The following is a 17,742-nucleotide window of genomic DNA, read 5'->3' as shown; positions in this document are numbered from 1 at the left end:
ATCTAAAATTTGAATTGTGAAGGGGTCCTATTTTATTATTCCGTTATCCGTAGTCATTCATTTAGTGATTATCAATCTGAGCTTGTATGTGCTCACACCAGAGACATATACAGAAACTGTAGCTATAAGTATTAATATATCCTGGTTGTTAATTGGGATTGGACTTAATTTTTACAGCATTGATAGGAAAGAGAAGTTTAGGCACAAATTTCATAAATTCCTAAGGCACTTTTTCGTTTTTGTACTTTCATATTTTAGCGTCTTAGCCTTTGTGAAAATTGACTTTGATCCTCAAAGACAAATTTTAGTTTTATCCACACTCTTAGTACTTCTACTTTTCTATAGATGGGCATTTTTCGAATTTAGAAAATTTTATCGCCAGGGAGGTGGTAATTCTTTGAAAGTAGTGATTTTAGGTAATGATAGAAACTTAATTCGCCTGGAACGTATTTTTAATGACCCAGATTATGGTTATAGATATCTTGGTTATTTTCAAAGCAAGAAGGCAAAGCATATAACAGGGAAATATCTCGGTGATTTTGAAGATTGTTTCCGTTTTATTACCGATCAGGAGGTAGATGAAATTTATTGTTCAGTTAGTCAGTTTACTAAATCGGAGCTTCTAAGAATTAGGGCTTTTTCAGATAATCATCTAACTAAATTAAAGTTGATTCCTGATAATAAGGATATTTATTCCAGTTCAATGGAATTTGAAATCTTTGAAAATCTACCCATTCTTAATCTAAGAAAATCTCCTCTTGATAAAAACTATGCAAAGTATAGCAAACGTATTTTTGATATTGGTTTCTCCTCATTGGTTATTCTGTTGATATTATCCTGGTTAATACCGCTAATTTTTGTTTTAAATCTTTTTGAATCTAAGGGGCCGGTGATATTTAGGCAGTTAAGACACGGGAAGGACAAAAAGATCTTCTGGTGTTACAAGTTTAGATCTATGGCAGTTAATCCAGAAGCGAATAGTAGAATGTGCACCCGTAATGATTTAAGAGTAACCACAATTGGTAAATTTCTTAGAAAGACCAGTATAGATGAGTTACCACAGTTTATAAACGTTTTTCTTGGCGATATGAGCGTGGTAGGACCCAGACCGCACATGGAGCTTCATACAATGGAATATGAAAATAATGTAGATAAATATCTGGTAAGGCATTTCGCTAAACCGGGAATAACCGGGCTGGCTCAGGTAAGAGGTTATCGCGGCGAAATAATTAGAAAATCAGACATTATAAACAGAACACGCATGGATATTTTTTACCTGGAAAAATGGACAGCCTTACTAGATCTAAAAATTATTTACCAAACAATTTATAACTGCTTTTATGGCGAAGAAAAAGCTTATTGATTTTTGCTAATCATTTTAATAATAAAATTAGTCACCTCCTATGAAAAATTTTAAAAAACCTTTATTCCTTCCTTCAAGGGGAAGCTTTAAAAATTTTCGATTAAAAATACTGATCTTTATCTCAGTGATCTCTTTAAGCGCTTGCGTTAATGTAAAGAAAGCAACTTATTTTAATGATATTTCCGATTCTGAATTTAAGTCGAGATTTGAAAACATGGAATCGGTAATTAAGGAAAATGATTTGCTAAGTATTTCTGTTAGCAGTCCAAACCCAGAAGCTACCGAAGTTTTTAACGCTTCTAATGTTTCTTTAACTCAAACTTCAACAGCTACCGGAACTACTACTCAAGCTTCGGGATATTTGGTAGACCATGAGGGCTTCATTCGATTTCCATTCTTAGGGACCTTAAAGGCAGCCGGGAAAACCAAACAAGAATTAAGGGAAGAAATTACTAAAGAATTAGTAGACCGCAAGCTTTTATTAGAACCAATAGTAGATATTAGATATCTAAACTACAGGGTTTCAGTATTGGGAGAAGTAAAAGATCCTTCGGTATTAACAATTCCCAGCGAGAAGGTAACATTATTGGAGGCTTTGGGCTTAGCCGGTGATCTTACGGTATACGCCAAACGCGATAACATTCTATTAATTAGGGAAGAAGATAATGTAAAAAAGCTGGTTAGGCTTGATCTAACTTCAGACGAAATATTTACCTCTCCATATTATAACCTTAAGTCTAATGATATTATCTATGTTGAAGCTAATAAATCTAAAGTAGCTTCTACAAGCAGGGTCAATCAATGGTTGCCTATTATTATTAGTTCTCTTTCTCTAGCTGTCATCGCCTTTGACAGGTTCCTGTAATTAAATAGTAAAGACATGAAGTATAATTCTAAAACCGGAAAAGAGGATAATCTTTTCAGGTATATCATAAAAACATTTTTTCCTTTTTGGCCTCTATTCTTAGTACTTGTTGTGGTTTGTATTTTAGCGGCCTGGGGATATTTAAAATATGCTACCCCTATTTATGAGGCTTCAGCTTCAATTATGATAAAAGATGAGGAAAAAGGAGTAGATGATTCTAAGATAATGGAAAGTATAAATCCTTTTGATTCAAAGAAAATTGTAGAAAATGAAATTGAAGTTCTAAAGTCCAGAGATTTAATGAAGGCAGTAGTTAGGGACTTAAATCTTTATGCTCCCATTTATGAAGATGCCGGGATAAAAACTATTTCAGCTTATACTTCAAGTCCAATTAAGGTGATAGTTGAAGATCCCAATAAAATTAGTCTCTCTGAGGACGAACCAGAAAAGCATTTTTTTAAATATAATGCTAACGATGAAAAGGTTATTTTTTCAGGTAAGGAATATTCACTAAATGAGTGGTTTGAGTTTTCAGCGGGACAAACAATCATGTTTGTAAAAAATGATCATGTAAATAAAAAAGCAAGTAATCCATTGTTCTTTTATTTATTGAACCCTAAAATGATTTCTTCTGAATTGATTGACGAATTAGATATAAGTACTTCTAATAAGCTTTCATCTGTAGTTAATTTAACTATTAGGGATGCGGTGCCTGAAAGAGCTGAAAACATTTTAAACCGATTAATTCTGGAATATAATCGAAAGATAATTAAAGATCAAAATGAGCTTGCTGCAAGTACGATGACCTTTATTGATGAGAGGATTGAAAATGTGGAAGCGGAATTAGATGAACTTGAATATAACATTCAGGAATATAAGTCTAATCAGGGCGTTGTTGATTTAAGTGAACAGGGGAGATTATACCTACAAGATGTAGGGGAAAATGACAAACAAATTTCAGAACTTGAACTTCAGCTAGCGGTATTAAACAACGTGGAAAATTATGTAATATCTAAAGGTAGCGCAGGAGGTATGGTTCCTTCAACTCTTGGTATTAGCGATCCAATTTTATCACAGCTTATAGAGAAGCTATATAATCTTGAGGTAGAGTATGAAAGATTGAAGAGAACCACGGCAGAGAACAATCCGGTTCTAACTTCTATTTCTAATCAAATTTCTAAAATTAGACCAAGTATATTAGAGAATGTAAAAAGCCAGAAGCAGAATTTACAGTCAAGGTTAGCTAATTTAAATTCTAATAATAGGAGGTTCAATTCGACTCTGCGTAATATCCCTGGAAAGGAACGAACACTCCTGGAAATAAATAGGCGAAAGACAATTAAGAATAATTTGTTCTCATATCTTCTTCAAAAGAGAGAAGAAGCAGCCCTGGCAAATGTTCCTACAAATGAAAATAGTGCGATGATCGATAAAGCTGAGGCCTCAATTGATCCGGTAAGTCCTAAGCCACTTTTTACATACCTAATTGCTATTTTACTTGCTGTGGGTGTTGGTACTGGCTACGTAAAAGGAAAGGAGATTCTAAGCGGGAAGGTTTTATATAGATCAGATATTGAGGAGTATACCAGTATCCCTGTAATAGCTGAGGTGTTTCACTCAAAAAACTCAAAGAATAGGAGGTTTACTAAACCACAGGACTTTGTGTTAATTGAACAGTTTAGGCAATTAGGCGCCAGGCTTGGATTATATAGGCGCGATATTGAGAATAAAAGAATATTAGTAACCTCAGGAATTTCAGGTGAAGGAAAGAGCTTTGTGAGTTCTAATCTTGCTTTTAGTTTGGCCCAAACCGGGAAGAAGGTGGTTCTGGTAGACATGGATTTCAGAAAACATAAAACCTCAGATTTATTTAATCTTTCTGGCTCTAATGGAATTATTGGCTTACTAAAGGGAGAAGTAACTTACGATGAAATTATACATCCCTCTGGAGTGAATTCAAATTTATTTGTAATAGCTACAGGAGCTAAAGGAGATGATTATACTGAGATTTTATTGAATGGAAAATTAGAGTTCCTAATGGATTCTCTATCTGATGATTTTGAGTATGTTGTAATTGATGCAGCTCCGGTAAATATTTTAGCCGAGGTAAATCTCATTGCCGAGTTTAGTGAGAAAACTTTATTAATTATAAGACACGGTCATACTTCTAAGGAGTCACTTAAAAGACTTGATGAATCTGCGGGTTTACAATCGCTTAAAAATGTTTCTATTGTTTTTAATGGGTTAAAAAACCGTGGGATGATAAAGACCGATTACGGCTATGGCTATGATCTAAAACATAGAATGGCTTCATATGCTAAACAATGATTTAAAACAATAGTATATAATGAATATTTCTAATTAAAGAAACCTTTAAAGAATAATAGCTAGAAGGTTGATTTTTGGTTTTATCAAATGATAAAAAAAATCCTGGGTAATATAGTGTTTAAAAATTTTTCCTATCTAACCATAGGCACTATCATAGCTCAACTAATAAGTCTGGTTACGGTTCTTAAAATCACCAGTATTTTAAATCCTGATGATTATGGCCTTTTTACATTCCTAATAGCTCAAGGTATGCTCTTGTTAAGAATTGGAGATTTAGGAAATAGAAATATTGTTATAAGAACAATTGCCCGAGACCCATCGCATACTAATGATTTATTGTGGAATGGGGCAATTTTAAGGGTGCTAGCCATTATAGCCCTCTCTCTTATCTACTATGTTTACAATCATTACTTCGGAAGCTTATCTTTCAACAATCTTTTTTTAATTTTTATTTTCTCGCTTTTTAGCTGCTTTGCGAATTTATTTGAACTCATATTTCACGGTAATCAAAAAATGCTGCCCTCGGCGGTTATTAATCTTACTTACAGTGTAATATGGTTTGTGATTGTGTTCTTTGTGCTAGAGAAAGGCATAAGTATTACCTACATTTTTTTACTTTATATTTCAATTACACTAATAAAGGGAATACTTTATTTAGCTTTCATTAAGTATTATAAATTATTTAAAGGAAAGATTCAGAGCTTTAGGGTTTCTTCTAAACAAATTATTAAAGAAAGTTGGCCTTATTTTGCAATGATCCTTATTTTATTGCCTTTAACCAGTCTTGCAAACAATTTTTTAGACATAAACTCCAATAATATTCAAATAGGATACTTTAATCTCTCAGAAAGATTATTAGGTCCAATTTCCCTGGTAGTAGGAATGTCTTTAAGTGCCATATTTCCAAATTTATCGGCAATGTGGAGCAAAAATAGGGAGAAATTTTATCGTTATTTATCCATTGGCTTTGGAGTGTATATGATGGCGTCTATGCTCATCTGTTTTATATTTACTCTTTTTTCTAAAGAGATAGTCATTTTATTATTTCCAGATGATTATACACCAGCTATAAAGGTTTGCCAGATGCAGGTGTGGTATTTGTTCTTCACATCGGTAGATAGTTTGGTGGGAGTAGTGTTAGGTGCGGCAAATCGCGAAAAACTTATTTTAAGATTTAGTATTGTTTACTTTCTAATTTGTACACCTGTACTTTTTTATAGCAGTAAATATGGAGCCCTTGGTATTTCTTACGGCTATGTGATTTCTTATGGAGCATGTTTGATTTATGTATGGCTTACTTTTAAAAAATCCCTGAATATAAAGATCAAATACGACCTTCATATTTGGTTGCTCGCAATAAGTCTATTTATAATTTCCTTTTACCTAACTGCAGATATTTCGCTAATTTATAAACTAATAATATGCCTGGCTGTTTTAGGCCTTTTACTCCCTTATTCTTTTAAACTTTATAAGCCTTTATTTGTTAAATGAGAAGACAACTTGAAATAGCCTTTGTTTTCCTGCTGGTAATAATATCATTTAAATTTTTTGATGCACGTTTTTTAAACGACAGTATTCTTAATTATTTGTTGTTCTTAACACTAATTATTACTGTAATAATATCTGTACCCTATGTACTTCCACCCAATAAAGGTTTTGTCTTTCCCGTACAACTATTATTGGTGTCTATGTTTATTTCTATAATTATGGCAGGATTATACTGGGATCAAAGTTTATTAGATAGCCTAATAGCAATAGCACCTTATTTAATTTTCTTGTTCTTTTTTTATCTACTGCATAGTAGGTTTCCAGTAGATCTTCTGGAAAAAATAATTGTAATTTATGGAGTACTATATATTTTCTTATATGCTTTTGAGTTCATAAATAGTCCAACGGTATTTTTTGGAAAGCCTTTATGGGGAGAGGAATTTCTCGTATCTCGTGGAATTATGAGAATTATATTTCCGGGAGGAGGAGTTTTTGTTTTAACCAGTTTTATCGCAATTAATAAATTAACATCCCAGGAAAAAAATAGGTGGTTTTGGCTTCTCTTAACTATAGCTGGGATTGTAATCCCTGTAATGCAGGTAACCAGACAATTTATAGCTGGAATACTCTTAATCTATCTATATCACGCTATAAGGTCTATAAGTCTCTCCAAAAAAGTACTAATCTTCGGTTCTTTTCTTGCACTTATAATATTCCTACAGAATGTTGATCATCCAATTATTGAGGGACTAATTGATTCTACACGGAGTGATGCCAGGTTAGGCACCAACTATATTCGTGTTCTGGCTGGAGAGTATTTTTTAAGCGACTTCTCGCCCAATTTGGTGACTCAACTTCTAGGAAACGGAGCGCCATATTTTGGAGTTTCTAATTTTGGTCTTTATGTAGATAGTTTAGGAGTAAGCCAGGAATACTTCTTATCTGATGTGGGGATAATAGCAGTTTATGTGATGTTTGGCGTGCTGGCAATTTTGGCCTACTTCCTTATTTTTATAAAAAGTTTTATAATTCCGCTTCCAGAGCAATTTCAATATTTAAAATATTATTTGTGGTTTATGCTACTAACCAGTTTAACCTGGTATACCACTTACCACTATCATTATTTAATTATTACAGTGTATGTGCTTTATATGTACCAAGCTGTCTATTTAGAGCAAGAGGAGAATAACCTCCAACTGCAAGAGTCTGAGAAAGAATTAGACAGAGAAATACTTGTTTCCGAATGAGCAATCCTATTTTAACAGTAGCCATGCCTACATATAATGCAGAGAAGCATATTGGGGAAGCTATTAATAGTGTTCTTAATCAAACATTTGAAGATTTTGAATTATTAATAATTAATGATGGGTCATTAGACCATACCTTAGAAATAATTTCTTCTTATACAGACCCACGAATTAGGCTGATTGATCTTGAAAAGAATAAAGGGATAGCTCATTGCCGCAATCTAGCTTTGCAAGAAGCCCGTGGTGAATTTATTGCCTGGACAGACAGCGACGATCTCAATGAACCTACAAGGTTTGAAAAGCAAATATATTTTCTGCAACATAATCCGGATTTTGGAGGATGTGGGACCTGGCTTTCGAGGTTCAAAGACTCTAAAACTCATTATGTAACAAAAGCTTATAGCAATCCAGAAAAGATTAGAGCAGCGCTTTTATTTAAACCGGCCAGTATTCCAAATGCTACCGCGATGTTGAGATTAGCCGAAATAAGAAAGTATGGATTGAGATATAATGAAAGCCTTAAAATAAGTGAGGATTACGATTTTATATTTAATTGCTCGAGGCATTTGAAATTTTCTAATATACAGGAGATTTTATACCGGTATAGAGATTCTGAAACGAGTATTATGAAAACTTTTGAAGACCAGGAAGAGCAGACTTTTAATATTTTAAAAACAGTTTATAAAAAAGCATTAGCCAGCTTAGATATTATAGCAACTGAAGAGCAACTGCGCCTTCATCACGACATTTGTTCAAGTAAGATTCTTTCTAAATTTTCTGAATATGAAGCTTGCTATTATTGGTTAGAGAGTTTAAAGCTTAAAAATGATTTAAAAAGAGAATACAACAGGAAAGTATTCAATCATATTATTACAGAACAATTCTTTTTTCTCTCTAAAAAAGCCTCTTCTTTTGGTTTAAAAACTTTGTGGTTTTTTGTTCGAAAATCTTTAAAAAATAAATGGATAATAAATCCTAAAGACTATTCTAAGTTGGCAGTTAGATGTGCTTTGAAATACGATAAGTTTGAATTTAAGCTGACTTAAAAAATCTTAAAATGTTCGATGGAAGCAGAGTATTAAACCTATAGATACAAATGTATTCACCTACTTTTTTACTCAGAATTTAATTTCAATGTAGAATTTTCTAGTGAATAGATGATTCATACTAGCTTACTTCTTTTTGTTTCCAGTCTATTAAAAAAGAGAAGACGAGATAGGCATAAATAATTGAACAATCATTTATTGCGCCAATCACCAAAAAAATAAGGGTTTCAAATATTACAGAAAGTAGTGCCATGCACTCTAAATAAATATATATAAATAATAAAATTACCTGACTTGGTTATCAATTATTTAATACTTGCCCATAAGAATCCTGAACAGTTGTACCGATTAGTAATGCGACTGGATTCCAGGAATGTCAATTTTTTTATTCATATAGATAAAGCAGTCGATATTTCGGCTTTCTCTAAAGGTTTGTCTGGTTTAAGCAATGTTTATTTTCTCCAAAATGAAGACCGACTGTTTACTCCCTGGAGCGATATTAACGGATGTAAGGTTCTAATCACTTTATTAAAAAAAGCTTATGAAAAAGTAAAAACAAATGCTTATTGTCTATCTCTATCCGGCCAGGATTATCCGCTTAAGGATAATAATTATATCTATAATTATTTAAAAAATCATTATGGCAAAAATTTTATTTCTATATACAAAATGGCTGATATTTGGCCGGAATGGAGAACTAGATTAGAGCGTTACAATTTTCATTTTCCTAATAACCAACGCGTTTTTACCGGAATTTTTCCATTAGCTGATAAGCGGTGTTTTACTTTCAGGAATTTTAAAAAATCTTTTTATTTAATTAAACAGCTGGGTTTAGCTAAAGTTATACAAACCTTCTTTAAATCCAGGAGATTGCACCCATCTTACATTGAGCCGGTTGGAGGCTCAGCTTTTTGGGCCCTTCCTATTGAAACGGTAGGTGAATTACTGAAATACATAAATGAACATCCTGAATTTTTAGACTATCATGAGTATACTCATGTAGCCGATGAGATTTTATTTCAAAGTATTGTCAATCTAATAAAGCAACCTCGTGAAATTGCAGAAAGTACTACTTACACCAACTGGGAAAGGAAAAGAGACGATGATAGTGGTCCTGTTCTATTCCACACTAAAGAAGATTTGCAAGAATTATTGACTTTGAATGACCATTACCTATTTGCCAGGAAATTTGACACCAGATTAGGAAGCTTTATTCTAGATGAACTTGATAGGAAAATCAACTTTCAATCCTATTGATCATAATTTAAGGCTTTAGAAACCTGTAATATTTAAAAAAGCTGAACTTACTGTGAGAAATAAAAAGAAGGTACTTATAATGGCTTCAGATCAATTTGGATATTCTACCACTTTACTTAAATATTGCCAATATTCAACTTCAATCTTCGATATTACCTACTTAGGTTGGGATTATAATTTACCCAAAATAGAGTTACCAGCCGTTAAAGTTAAATACGTTAGCAGAGAGGCTAATCTTTTAAAAAGAAACGTGAGTTTGCTAAAAGCATTTCACGAGGAAATTTCACTTGGTTACGACCTAATATTTTCAACATACGTGAGAGGGATCTCTTTGATCAAACTTTTAAACCCACGATCCAATTTTCTAATGTACATAGATACCTTTGGGGTTATGTCTAATGCATCGAAACGTTTTATATATGATGCAATATTAAAATTTGAAGTTTCATTTTTTTTAAATGTTGCCGTTATAAGTGAAGGCTTAGCCGCACGTTTGGGAAGAAAAAATTATAAGATGCTTCCTCTGGGAGGCGAATGTTTCAATACTGAAATCAAATCTTTTGAAGAACTGGAGTTATTATATGTAGGGACTTTAGATAACAGGAATATGATTGATTGCGTGAAAGGATTTCACAAATATCTTCAGAAACAACAAATAGAAGGAAAGCGAACTATTTTTAGGATTATTGGTGATGGCCCCAACAATGAATTGGAAGAAATTCAGGATTATGTAAAAACAAATAATTTATCTGAAAATATAAAGGTATTGGGCTATTTACCCCAAAACAAATTGAGTCCTTATTTTAAAAGTGCCAATGTTGGGGTATGTTATGTTCCTATGTTCTCTTATTATGATCATCAAACTCCAACTAAACTTTTTGAATATTTGATTTCGGGATTACCTGTAATTGCTACTAGAACAAGCGAAAATGAGAAAATAATTGAGCCCTGGTCCGGGGTTATAACTGAAGATAATCCTGATTCATTTTGTGAGGGCCTTAACCGTCTTGAAGAGCAAAAGTCGGCATTTGATAGCAGTCGAATACGAAATGCATATAATAAACACACCTGGAAATCGGTAGTTGAGTCTCATTTTATTCCTTTAATAAATACTTCAATTGACTAATGTGCTTTTCGCATATATTATTTTAAGATGCAGTGAAGAATAAAATCAGAAATATCAATGCCAAGATCATTTCTTTTTTATTTATACTCCTTGGGCTTACCAGACGAGTAAAAAAGAAAGCATTGCGCGGGGATTTTATACTATCTATATACTTTCATTCTCCAGAAGGAGTACTATTTGAATTTTGTATTAAATGGCTAAAGAAGCATGGTTTTCATTTCCTTTCAGAAGAAGATATTCTAGCAATAGCTAACAATAGTATTCCTTTTCCACAAGGGGGAGTTATCTTAACGGTAGATGATGGTTGGCTAAGCAATGAAAAGAATGTTATTGCAATAGCAGAGAAACATAAGGTTCCGGTTACCATCTTTATTGCAACCCATGCCATCGAACAGGGGAATTATTGGTGGCCATATGTAGCGAAAGCTCAGGAATTGAGAATGGGTTTTCCCTCTATTGCAGAATTAAAAAGCTTGCCAAACAAAGAGCGCGAAAAGATATTGACGAAAATCAAAACCCAGGTTACTTTAGAAAGACAGGCATTGACTCTCAAGCAACTTAAAAAAGCAGCAAACTCAGCACATATTAATATAGGTGCACATACGGTGTACCACCCGATTTTGACTAATTGTGAAGACGAAGAAGCTTACTTAGAAATAAAGGAATCAAAGGATCAAATTGAATCCTGGCTAAATATTAAGGTACATTCTTTCGCTTATCCAAATGGTGATTATTCAAAAAGAGAAATCGAATATTTAAAACAATTAGATTTTTTTTCAGCTTATACCACAGAACCCAATTACTTAACTAGAGAAAGTCTTAAAAAAATATATCAGTTACCTCGATTCTGTATTTATGAAGATGTATCGAAGCAGGAGGCAATTTGCAGGATGACAGGAATATGGCAACAATTTTTTAAAGGATCTTAATAAAAAATAAAGCATTCTGAAATTTATAATTTCTAATCAGAACAACGAATTAACATAAAAAGGAAAAGCTTTGAACGTATTACATCTAGAACGCAAATTTCCCGGCAACACTGAAACTTTTATTGTGAATCAGATAAATGCCCTGCCTAATTATAAGCATTCGGTCTTTACGGTAGATTTTTTGAATTCATTGCCTACCATAGCCGAAGTCTACCATCCTGGTAGTATTCCCTTTTTATCAGATAAAATTTTAAGGAATAATCAGGTTGCTTATTTTAAAAAGCAGTTGGATTATATAAGACCAGACGTAGTTCATGCGCATTTTATTACAGATGCCTGTGTATTTCGGGAAGTCACAAAGAATTTGAAAATCCCTAAAATTTGTTCCTGCTACGGTTACGATGTATCTGTAATACCAGTCAAATTCAAATACTTCTATAAACATTTCTATAAACCTATTATTGAAGAATACGATTTATTTTTAGCAATGACAGAGGAAATGAAAAATGACTTAATAAACATAGGATTCCCAGAAAGTAAGATTAAGGTTCATTATCATGGCATTGATACCCAAAAATTTGATTCGGTCAGAAATTATGAAATGCTTTCTGGAGAAATGAAAATTTTAACCATAGCAAGTCTTCTAGAAGTAAAAGGCCATGAAACTGTATTACGCGCATTATCCCGAATTAAAAATGAAGCACCTACTCTTAAATTTCATTATGATATAGTTGGTGGTGGAAAACTTTTGAAACCCCTTACCCAAATGGCTTACGATCTTGGACTAACGGAAAACCTTACATTTCACGGCTACTTAAAGCATAACGAGATTTTGAAGTCATTAATACAGCATGCAAATGTATTTGTTCATCCAAGTGTATTAACAAAACAAAACGACAAGGAAGGTATTCCAGGTGCTATTGTAGAAGCGATGGCAAGTGGATTACCGGTAATATCTACCCGCCACGGAGGGATACCATTTGTTATTAACGATAAAAAAACAGGTTTCTTAATTGAAGAAAAAGATGACCGTGAAATGTCCCAGCTCCTTATCAAGCTTTATGATTATAATCTTAGAAAACAAGTTGGAGAACAGGCTAAAATCTATGCTCAAGAATTTTTAGACCTACACAAAAAGGCCATGGATTTGGAAGAAATTTATAAATCATTAATTTTTAAAAATAACGACTATGTGTGGAATAGCAGGGGCCATAAATGCCGAACTAACTAAAGAATCCTTAAACCTTATAAAGCATAGAGGACCTGATTTTCAATATTTTGTTGTTGAAAATATGGGGGGCAATTCCGTTTATTTAGGACATACCAGGTTATCTATTCTAGACTTGAGTCCTACCGGGAATCAACCCATGAAATCAAGTTGTGGTCAATATACATTGATTTTCAATGGGGAGATCTATAATCATCTCGAACTCCGTAAAAAATTGACATCTGTAGATTTCAAGGGAACCTCAGATACAGAAACTATTCTTTATTATTTAATGAAATTCGGAATCGACAGTGTTCGTGATTTCAATGGAATTTTTGCGTTGGCACTACTTGATAAAAAGGAGGAGAAAATGTATTTGGCCAGGGATATGTTTGGAGTGAAACCATTGTACTACTATCAAAAAGGAAAAACCTTGCTGTTTGCTTCAGAACTTAAAATAATAAAGGAAAACCCTGCGTATGAGAAAGCTATTGACCTTGATGCTCTAAATACTTTTTTGGCGTTTCGTTATAATCCTGCACCAAAGACCATTTTTAAAGGCATTAAAAAACTGGAAGCTGCCAGTTATTTGGTACTGGATAATAACTTAAATAGTACCCAAATAGATTTTTGGCCCAGAAAACAAAAAATAAATCATAATATAAGTGAAGCTGAAGCCGTAGACCAATATAGTTTTTTATTTGAACAGGCCATTAAGAGGCAGGCTTTAAGTGACGTACCCATAGGAGTGCTTTTAAGTGGCGGACTAGATTCTGCAATGGTGGCCCATATGTTAGCTAAACATACAGATAAGCAGTTAAAAACCTTTACCGTAGGTTTTCAGGGAAAAGGTAATTTTAATGAACTCGATGATGCTCGAGAGACGGCAAAATTCATTAAATCTGACCATTATGATATCTTCATGAACATTGAGCAGTTTCTGGAAACTTTTTCAATGTCTTACTATCATACAGAAGAACCCATTGCGGCAGCTACAATTCCACCTTTATACCATGTTTCAAAATTAGCTCATGAACATGTAAAGGTGGTGATGAGTGGTCAGGGGGCAGATGAGCCAATGGCGGGTTATAAAAGATACCGTGGCGAAAAAATTATTGGTGATTATGGTAAAATACTTAATATGTTACCTTTAAATGCAATACAAAAACTTTTTCCCGCTAATATAGCTTTGGAAAGAGGCATCTATTCCTCCAGATTCAAAAATGAGGTAGATCGGTTTGTTGCTATTTTTTCACTATTCACTCCCGAATTAAAACAAAAACTTTTTAAACCAGAAATAGCCACCATTGCTTTTTCAGAACAAAGAGAACTATTCGATAAAATCTTGGCAAATTCAGATCCTAAAGCAAATTCTTTAAATCGTCTCTTATACCTGGATACGCGAAGTTTATTGCCTGATAGTTTACTGCTTTTTAACGATAAAATAACTATGGCTCATTCCATTGAAAATAGGGTGCCATTCTTAGATATGGATCTTGTTGCTTTTATAGAGAGTCTTCCTGTAAAATATAAATTGAATGGCAAAATTACAAAATACGTTCAACGCAAAGCGGCAGCAAAATTTTTACCAGGTAATATCATTAATAGAAAGAAAAAAGCTTTTGAAACACCAATAGGAATATGGTTTAAACAAGAACTGGGCAATACGCTGATAGAACTGATTGAAAAACCTAACTCCTTAAGCCGGGAATATTTTAATCTCGCTTTTATTAAAAATATGATAGACCTTCACAAGAATAAAAAGCGAGATTATGAAAAGCATTTATTCATTTTATTGTCTTTAGAATATTGGTATCAAAATTTTTATTCCGAAAATTTTAGTGATGTAGTATTAGAGAATGCAAATTATATCTCCAGATAATGTTTCAAATCTGAAATTTTTTTTCAGAAGAATATTTATTAAAAGCGTTTATAGAAATACTGAAGCCTAATGAAAAAGAAGAAAATCATCCTTATTTGTTCTGATGGAGGCCATCTTGCCCAAATTTTAGAGTTAAAAGACATGTTTTTAACCTATGATTATCTTATTGTTACAGAAGAATCTCCAGCTACGCTTCCATTAAAAGAAAAGTATAATATTAAATATCTGAAAGGTAGATCCAAAGGGCAAAAAAGAAATTTATCTTTTATCTATAGCCTGGTAGTGAATGCTTTTCTATCCCTAAAAATTTTAATTCAGCATTTTCCCAAAGCCATTATAACTACCGGCAGCCATACTGCAATTCCTATGTGCCTGTTAGGTAAAATATCAGGAGCAAAGATTATCTGGATTCTTAGCTATGCCAGGATAAATTCAAGGGCCTTTTCTGCAGATATAATTTATCCGTTCGCTGATAGGTTTATTGTACAGTGGCCTGGTGTACAAAAGTTTTATAAGAAAGCTATCTATCTGGGCGGTATTTATTAACTATTAATACATTAATCATGATTATAGTATTGCTAGGAACCTTTCCAACGGCATTTAAAAGACCTCTTATTGAAATTGAAAAACTTTGCAAGAAAGGCCTGATAACTGAGGAAGTGATTGTTCAAAGTGGGCATACTCAATTCGATTCGGAATATATGAAAATGCGATCTTTTATTTCTCCAGATGAGCTAACTGAACTGTATAAGCAAGCACGTGTAGTAATTACCCAGGCTGGTACTGGCTCTCTTATTAAAGGGATGAAACTGAATAAAAAAATAATAGCTATTCCCAGACTAGCTAAATATGGAGAAGTGGTGGATGATCATCAGGAAGAAATTCTTCATGAGTTTACCAAGCTAAATTATATACTGCCCTGGACCGAGGATATAGCTTTAGAAGAGGTATTAAGCAAAATCGATGACTTTAAGCCATCACCTTATGTTTCTACTAAACAAAATATAATCGATCATTTAGAAGGATATATCAATTCCTTATAGAACATTTTTAATTTCAAATATTTTAAAACTTATGGTAAAAGTCGGCTTAATAGGTGCTGGAAAAATGGGAATATCTCATTTATCAATTTTAGGAGCCCATCCAGATGTAGAGGTAGTTGGTGTATGTGATACGTCTAAAATTGTTCTTAGTGCACTAGAAAAATATAGTAAGTTCAAATGTTATACTGATTATCTTAAAATGATAGAAAAGGAAAAACCAGACGCGGTATTTGTGGCGACTCCTACTAAATTTCATTTTGATTTTGTAAAGGAACTTTTAGCACAGAATATCCATGTTTTTGTTGAAAAACCATTCTGTCTTACAGAGGAACAGGGTGTCGAACTGACTTCGATAGCATCGGAGAGGAATTTAGTGAATCAGGTAGGATATCATAACAAATTTGTAGGCACTTTTAGAGAAGTGAAAAAGTTGGTGAAAACAGGTGCTATAGGAGAAGTTAATCATTTTATGGGAGAGGCTTACGGTCCTGTGATCACAAAGAAGAAAGAAGGAACCTGGCGTTCTAATCCTTCTGAAGGTGGTGGATGTTTAATGGATTATGCATCTCACGTAATAGATCTTATTAATGATATTCTTTCGCCAATTACGGCTACTAAAGGCAGTATTCTAAAATCTATCTATTCTAAAAAAGTAGATGACGCTGTATATTCTATCCTGGAGCTTTCTAATAAAACTACCGGGATGCTTTCTGTAAATTGGAGTGATGAGACCTATAGGAAAATGTCTACATCAATCACCATAAATGGAGAAAAGGGTAAAATTATTTCAGACGCCAATGAATTGAAAGTATACTTTAAAGATGATCATTGTCCTGAAGGTTATTCTAAAGGCTGGAACGTGAAATATGTAACAGATCTAACTCCGCAGGTAGATTTTTATTTAAGAGGGGAAGAGTACTCGGCACAGGTTGATTATTTTATAAATGCCGTTATCGGAAATGTTCCGAATAACATAAACAATTTTCAAAGTGCCTGGCTTACCGATAGAGCTATTTCAATAATAAAGAATCAAAAGTAAAAACAGGATGGAAAGAATACTATACGGAGACAATCAGTTTTTTGCGGTTAATCATATCTCCGACGCAAAATCTATGGCTCAGTCTATTAAATTTAAAAGTGATGAAGCTATTATAAGAACTTTAGATTATGCTATTGAAGCCGGTATTAACACCTTTATGTGTACTACTCACGATAGGATAGCGAGAATATGTGATGTGATAAGAGCAAATCCCAACAAATATAAAAACTTCAAAATCTATCCCTGCATGCCTTATGCTCATAAATATGCAAATGCAGTAACCGAGTTGGGAATACAAGGTACAATTAAACAATATGTTCCCGGAAACCTTTTTGGCACCATGTTTAAAGGAGGAATGGCAGTTGTATCTAAAGACTTTCTAAAGATTATGGAGCTTCTTATAGATGCTGAAATGAAAATGTTTAAAGGAATTAATACACCGGTGATTTTTCTTCAGAATGTGATTACCGATTTACTCCTGGGACTGGGAATGGTAGAGGTATTGAAAGGTTTTCACGATTATATCATCAAAAAGTATGATGCTGAACCTGGATTCATAACCATGAATATGCCTAAGCTATTAGACACACTTGAAGGCGCCGGAATAAATAATCCTATTATTTGCTTTTCGATGAATAAGGTGAATTTCAGAATGTCTGGAGGAAAGGATTTGTACGAAAAAACGCTGAAAACACGAAAATTGAGAGCTATTGCAATGCAAGTTTTAGGTGGTGGAGCAATTCCTCCAAAAGAAGCTTTAGAATATGTCTCCAAATTGCCGAATGTAGAATCTATTCTTTTTGGAGCTTCATCAAAGGCTAATATTGAAAATACAGTTTATAATATTAGAAGCTTTGATAAAGAGAAAATCACCTGATTTCTAATGAAAAAGCTTCCAGATATTTTGATTAAAACCTGATGA

General features: G+C 33.3%; 15 protein-coding genes. All 15 read left to right on the top strand.

The genetic code is table 11. From position 1 onward, the window contains the following. The first annotated feature begins 16 nt into the window (after positions 1-16). The 15 genes from APB85_RS13675 to APB85_RS13605 all read left to right on the top strand — a co-directional run bounded on the left by APB85_RS13675 (position 17) and on the right by APB85_RS13605 (position 17,697). Positions 17-1,363: an exopolysaccharide biosynthesis polyprenyl glycosylphosphotransferase gene (locus APB85_RS13675; RefSeq protein WP_057481986.1), complete on the top strand. Its 1,347-nt coding sequence runs from the start codon at positions 17-19 to the stop codon at positions 1,361-1,363. 40 nt (positions 1,364-1,403) lie between these two features. Next, positions 1,404-2,228, top strand: a complete 825-nt coding sequence (locus APB85_RS13670) for a polysaccharide biosynthesis/export family protein (protein ID WP_057481985.1) — start codon at positions 1,404-1,406, stop codon at positions 2,226-2,228. Between the two features lie 15 nt (positions 2,229-2,243). Continuing rightward, positions 2,244-4,556 carry a GumC family protein gene (locus APB85_RS13665; RefSeq protein ID WP_057481984.1) on the top strand — a complete coding sequence of 771 codons (2,313 nt, stop codon included), beginning with the start codon at positions 2,244-2,246 and terminating at the stop codon, positions 4,554-4,556. A 114-nt stretch (positions 4,557-4,670) separates the two neighbouring features. After that, positions 4,671-6,047 carry an oligosaccharide flippase family protein gene (locus APB85_RS13660; protein ID WP_160319251.1) on the top strand — a complete coding sequence of 459 codons (1,377 nt, stop codon included), beginning with the start codon at positions 4,671-4,673 and terminating at the stop codon, positions 6,045-6,047. Then, entirely contained in the window at positions 6,044-7,291 is a 1,248-nt protein-coding gene (locus APB85_RS13655; protein ID WP_057481982.1) for a hypothetical protein, read from the top strand. The genes APB85_RS13660 and APB85_RS13655 overlap by 4 nt, the downstream gene beginning before the upstream one ends. Next, the gene (locus tag APB85_RS13650) at positions 7,288-8,337 is read left to right on the top strand and encodes a glycosyltransferase family 2 protein (RefSeq protein ID WP_057481981.1); all 1,050 of its coding nucleotides are present in this window, start codon (positions 7,288-7,290) and stop codon (positions 8,335-8,337) included. Before APB85_RS13655 ends, APB85_RS13650 begins: the two co-directional genes overlap by 4 nt. 294 nt (positions 8,338-8,631) lie before the next feature. Further along, positions 8,632-9,594, top strand: a complete 963-nt coding sequence (locus APB85_RS13645; RefSeq protein WP_160319250.1) for a beta-1,6-N-acetylglucosaminyltransferase — start codon at positions 8,632-8,634, stop codon at positions 9,592-9,594. 52 nt (positions 9,595-9,646) lie between these two features. Continuing rightward, entirely contained in the window at positions 9,647-10,720 is a 1,074-nt protein-coding gene (locus APB85_RS13640) for a glycosyltransferase (protein WP_057481979.1), read from the top strand. A 32-nt stretch (positions 10,721-10,752) separates the two neighbouring features. Then, positions 10,753-11,649: a polysaccharide deacetylase family protein gene (locus APB85_RS13635; RefSeq protein ID WP_057481978.1), complete on the top strand. Its 897-nt coding sequence runs from the start codon at positions 10,753-10,755 to the stop codon at positions 11,647-11,649. 70 nt (positions 11,650-11,719) lie between these two features. Beyond that, positions 11,720-12,880 carry a glycosyltransferase gene (locus APB85_RS13630; RefSeq protein WP_057481977.1) on the top strand — a complete coding sequence of 387 codons (1,161 nt, stop codon included), beginning with the start codon at positions 11,720-11,722 and terminating at the stop codon, positions 12,878-12,880. Next, positions 12,840-14,738 carry an asparagine synthase (glutamine-hydrolyzing) gene (asnB, locus tag APB85_RS13625; protein WP_057481976.1) on the top strand — a complete coding sequence of 633 codons (1,899 nt, stop codon included), beginning with the start codon at positions 12,840-12,842 and terminating at the stop codon, positions 14,736-14,738. Before APB85_RS13630 ends, asnB begins: the two co-directional genes overlap by 41 nt. A 69-nt stretch (positions 14,739-14,807) precedes the next feature. Then, positions 14,808-15,284 (top strand): PssD/Cps14F family polysaccharide biosynthesis glycosyltransferase, encoded by a 477-nt coding sequence (gene pssD, locus APB85_RS13620; RefSeq protein ID WP_057481975.1) that lies wholly within the window; start codon positions 14,808-14,810, stop codon positions 15,282-15,284. Positions 15,285-15,301: 17 nt separating this feature from the next. After that, entirely contained in the window at positions 15,302-15,781 is a 480-nt protein-coding gene (gene pssE / locus APB85_RS13615; RefSeq protein ID WP_057481974.1) for a PssE/Cps14G family polysaccharide biosynthesis glycosyltransferase, read from the top strand. Positions 15,782-15,812: 31 nt separating this feature from the next. Then, complete coding sequence (locus tag APB85_RS13610; protein ID WP_057481973.1) at positions 15,813-16,820, top strand: Gfo/Idh/MocA family protein; 1,008 nt, start codon at positions 15,813-15,815, stop codon at positions 16,818-16,820. 7 nt (positions 16,821-16,827) lie between these two features. After that, complete coding sequence (locus APB85_RS13605) at positions 16,828-17,697, top strand: aldo-keto reductase family protein (protein ID WP_057481972.1); 870 nt, start codon at positions 16,828-16,830, stop codon at positions 17,695-17,697. Positions 17,698-17,742 lie beyond the last annotated feature (45 nt).

Origin of the sequence: Salegentibacter mishustinae (assembly GCF_002900095.1) — a bacterium.
Taxonomy (GTDB): domain Bacteria; phylum Bacteroidota; class Bacteroidia; order Flavobacteriales; family Flavobacteriaceae; genus Salegentibacter; species Salegentibacter mishustinae.
Note: the sequence above shows the minus strand (reverse complement) of the source record. Positions and strands in the feature narration are given on the sequence as shown.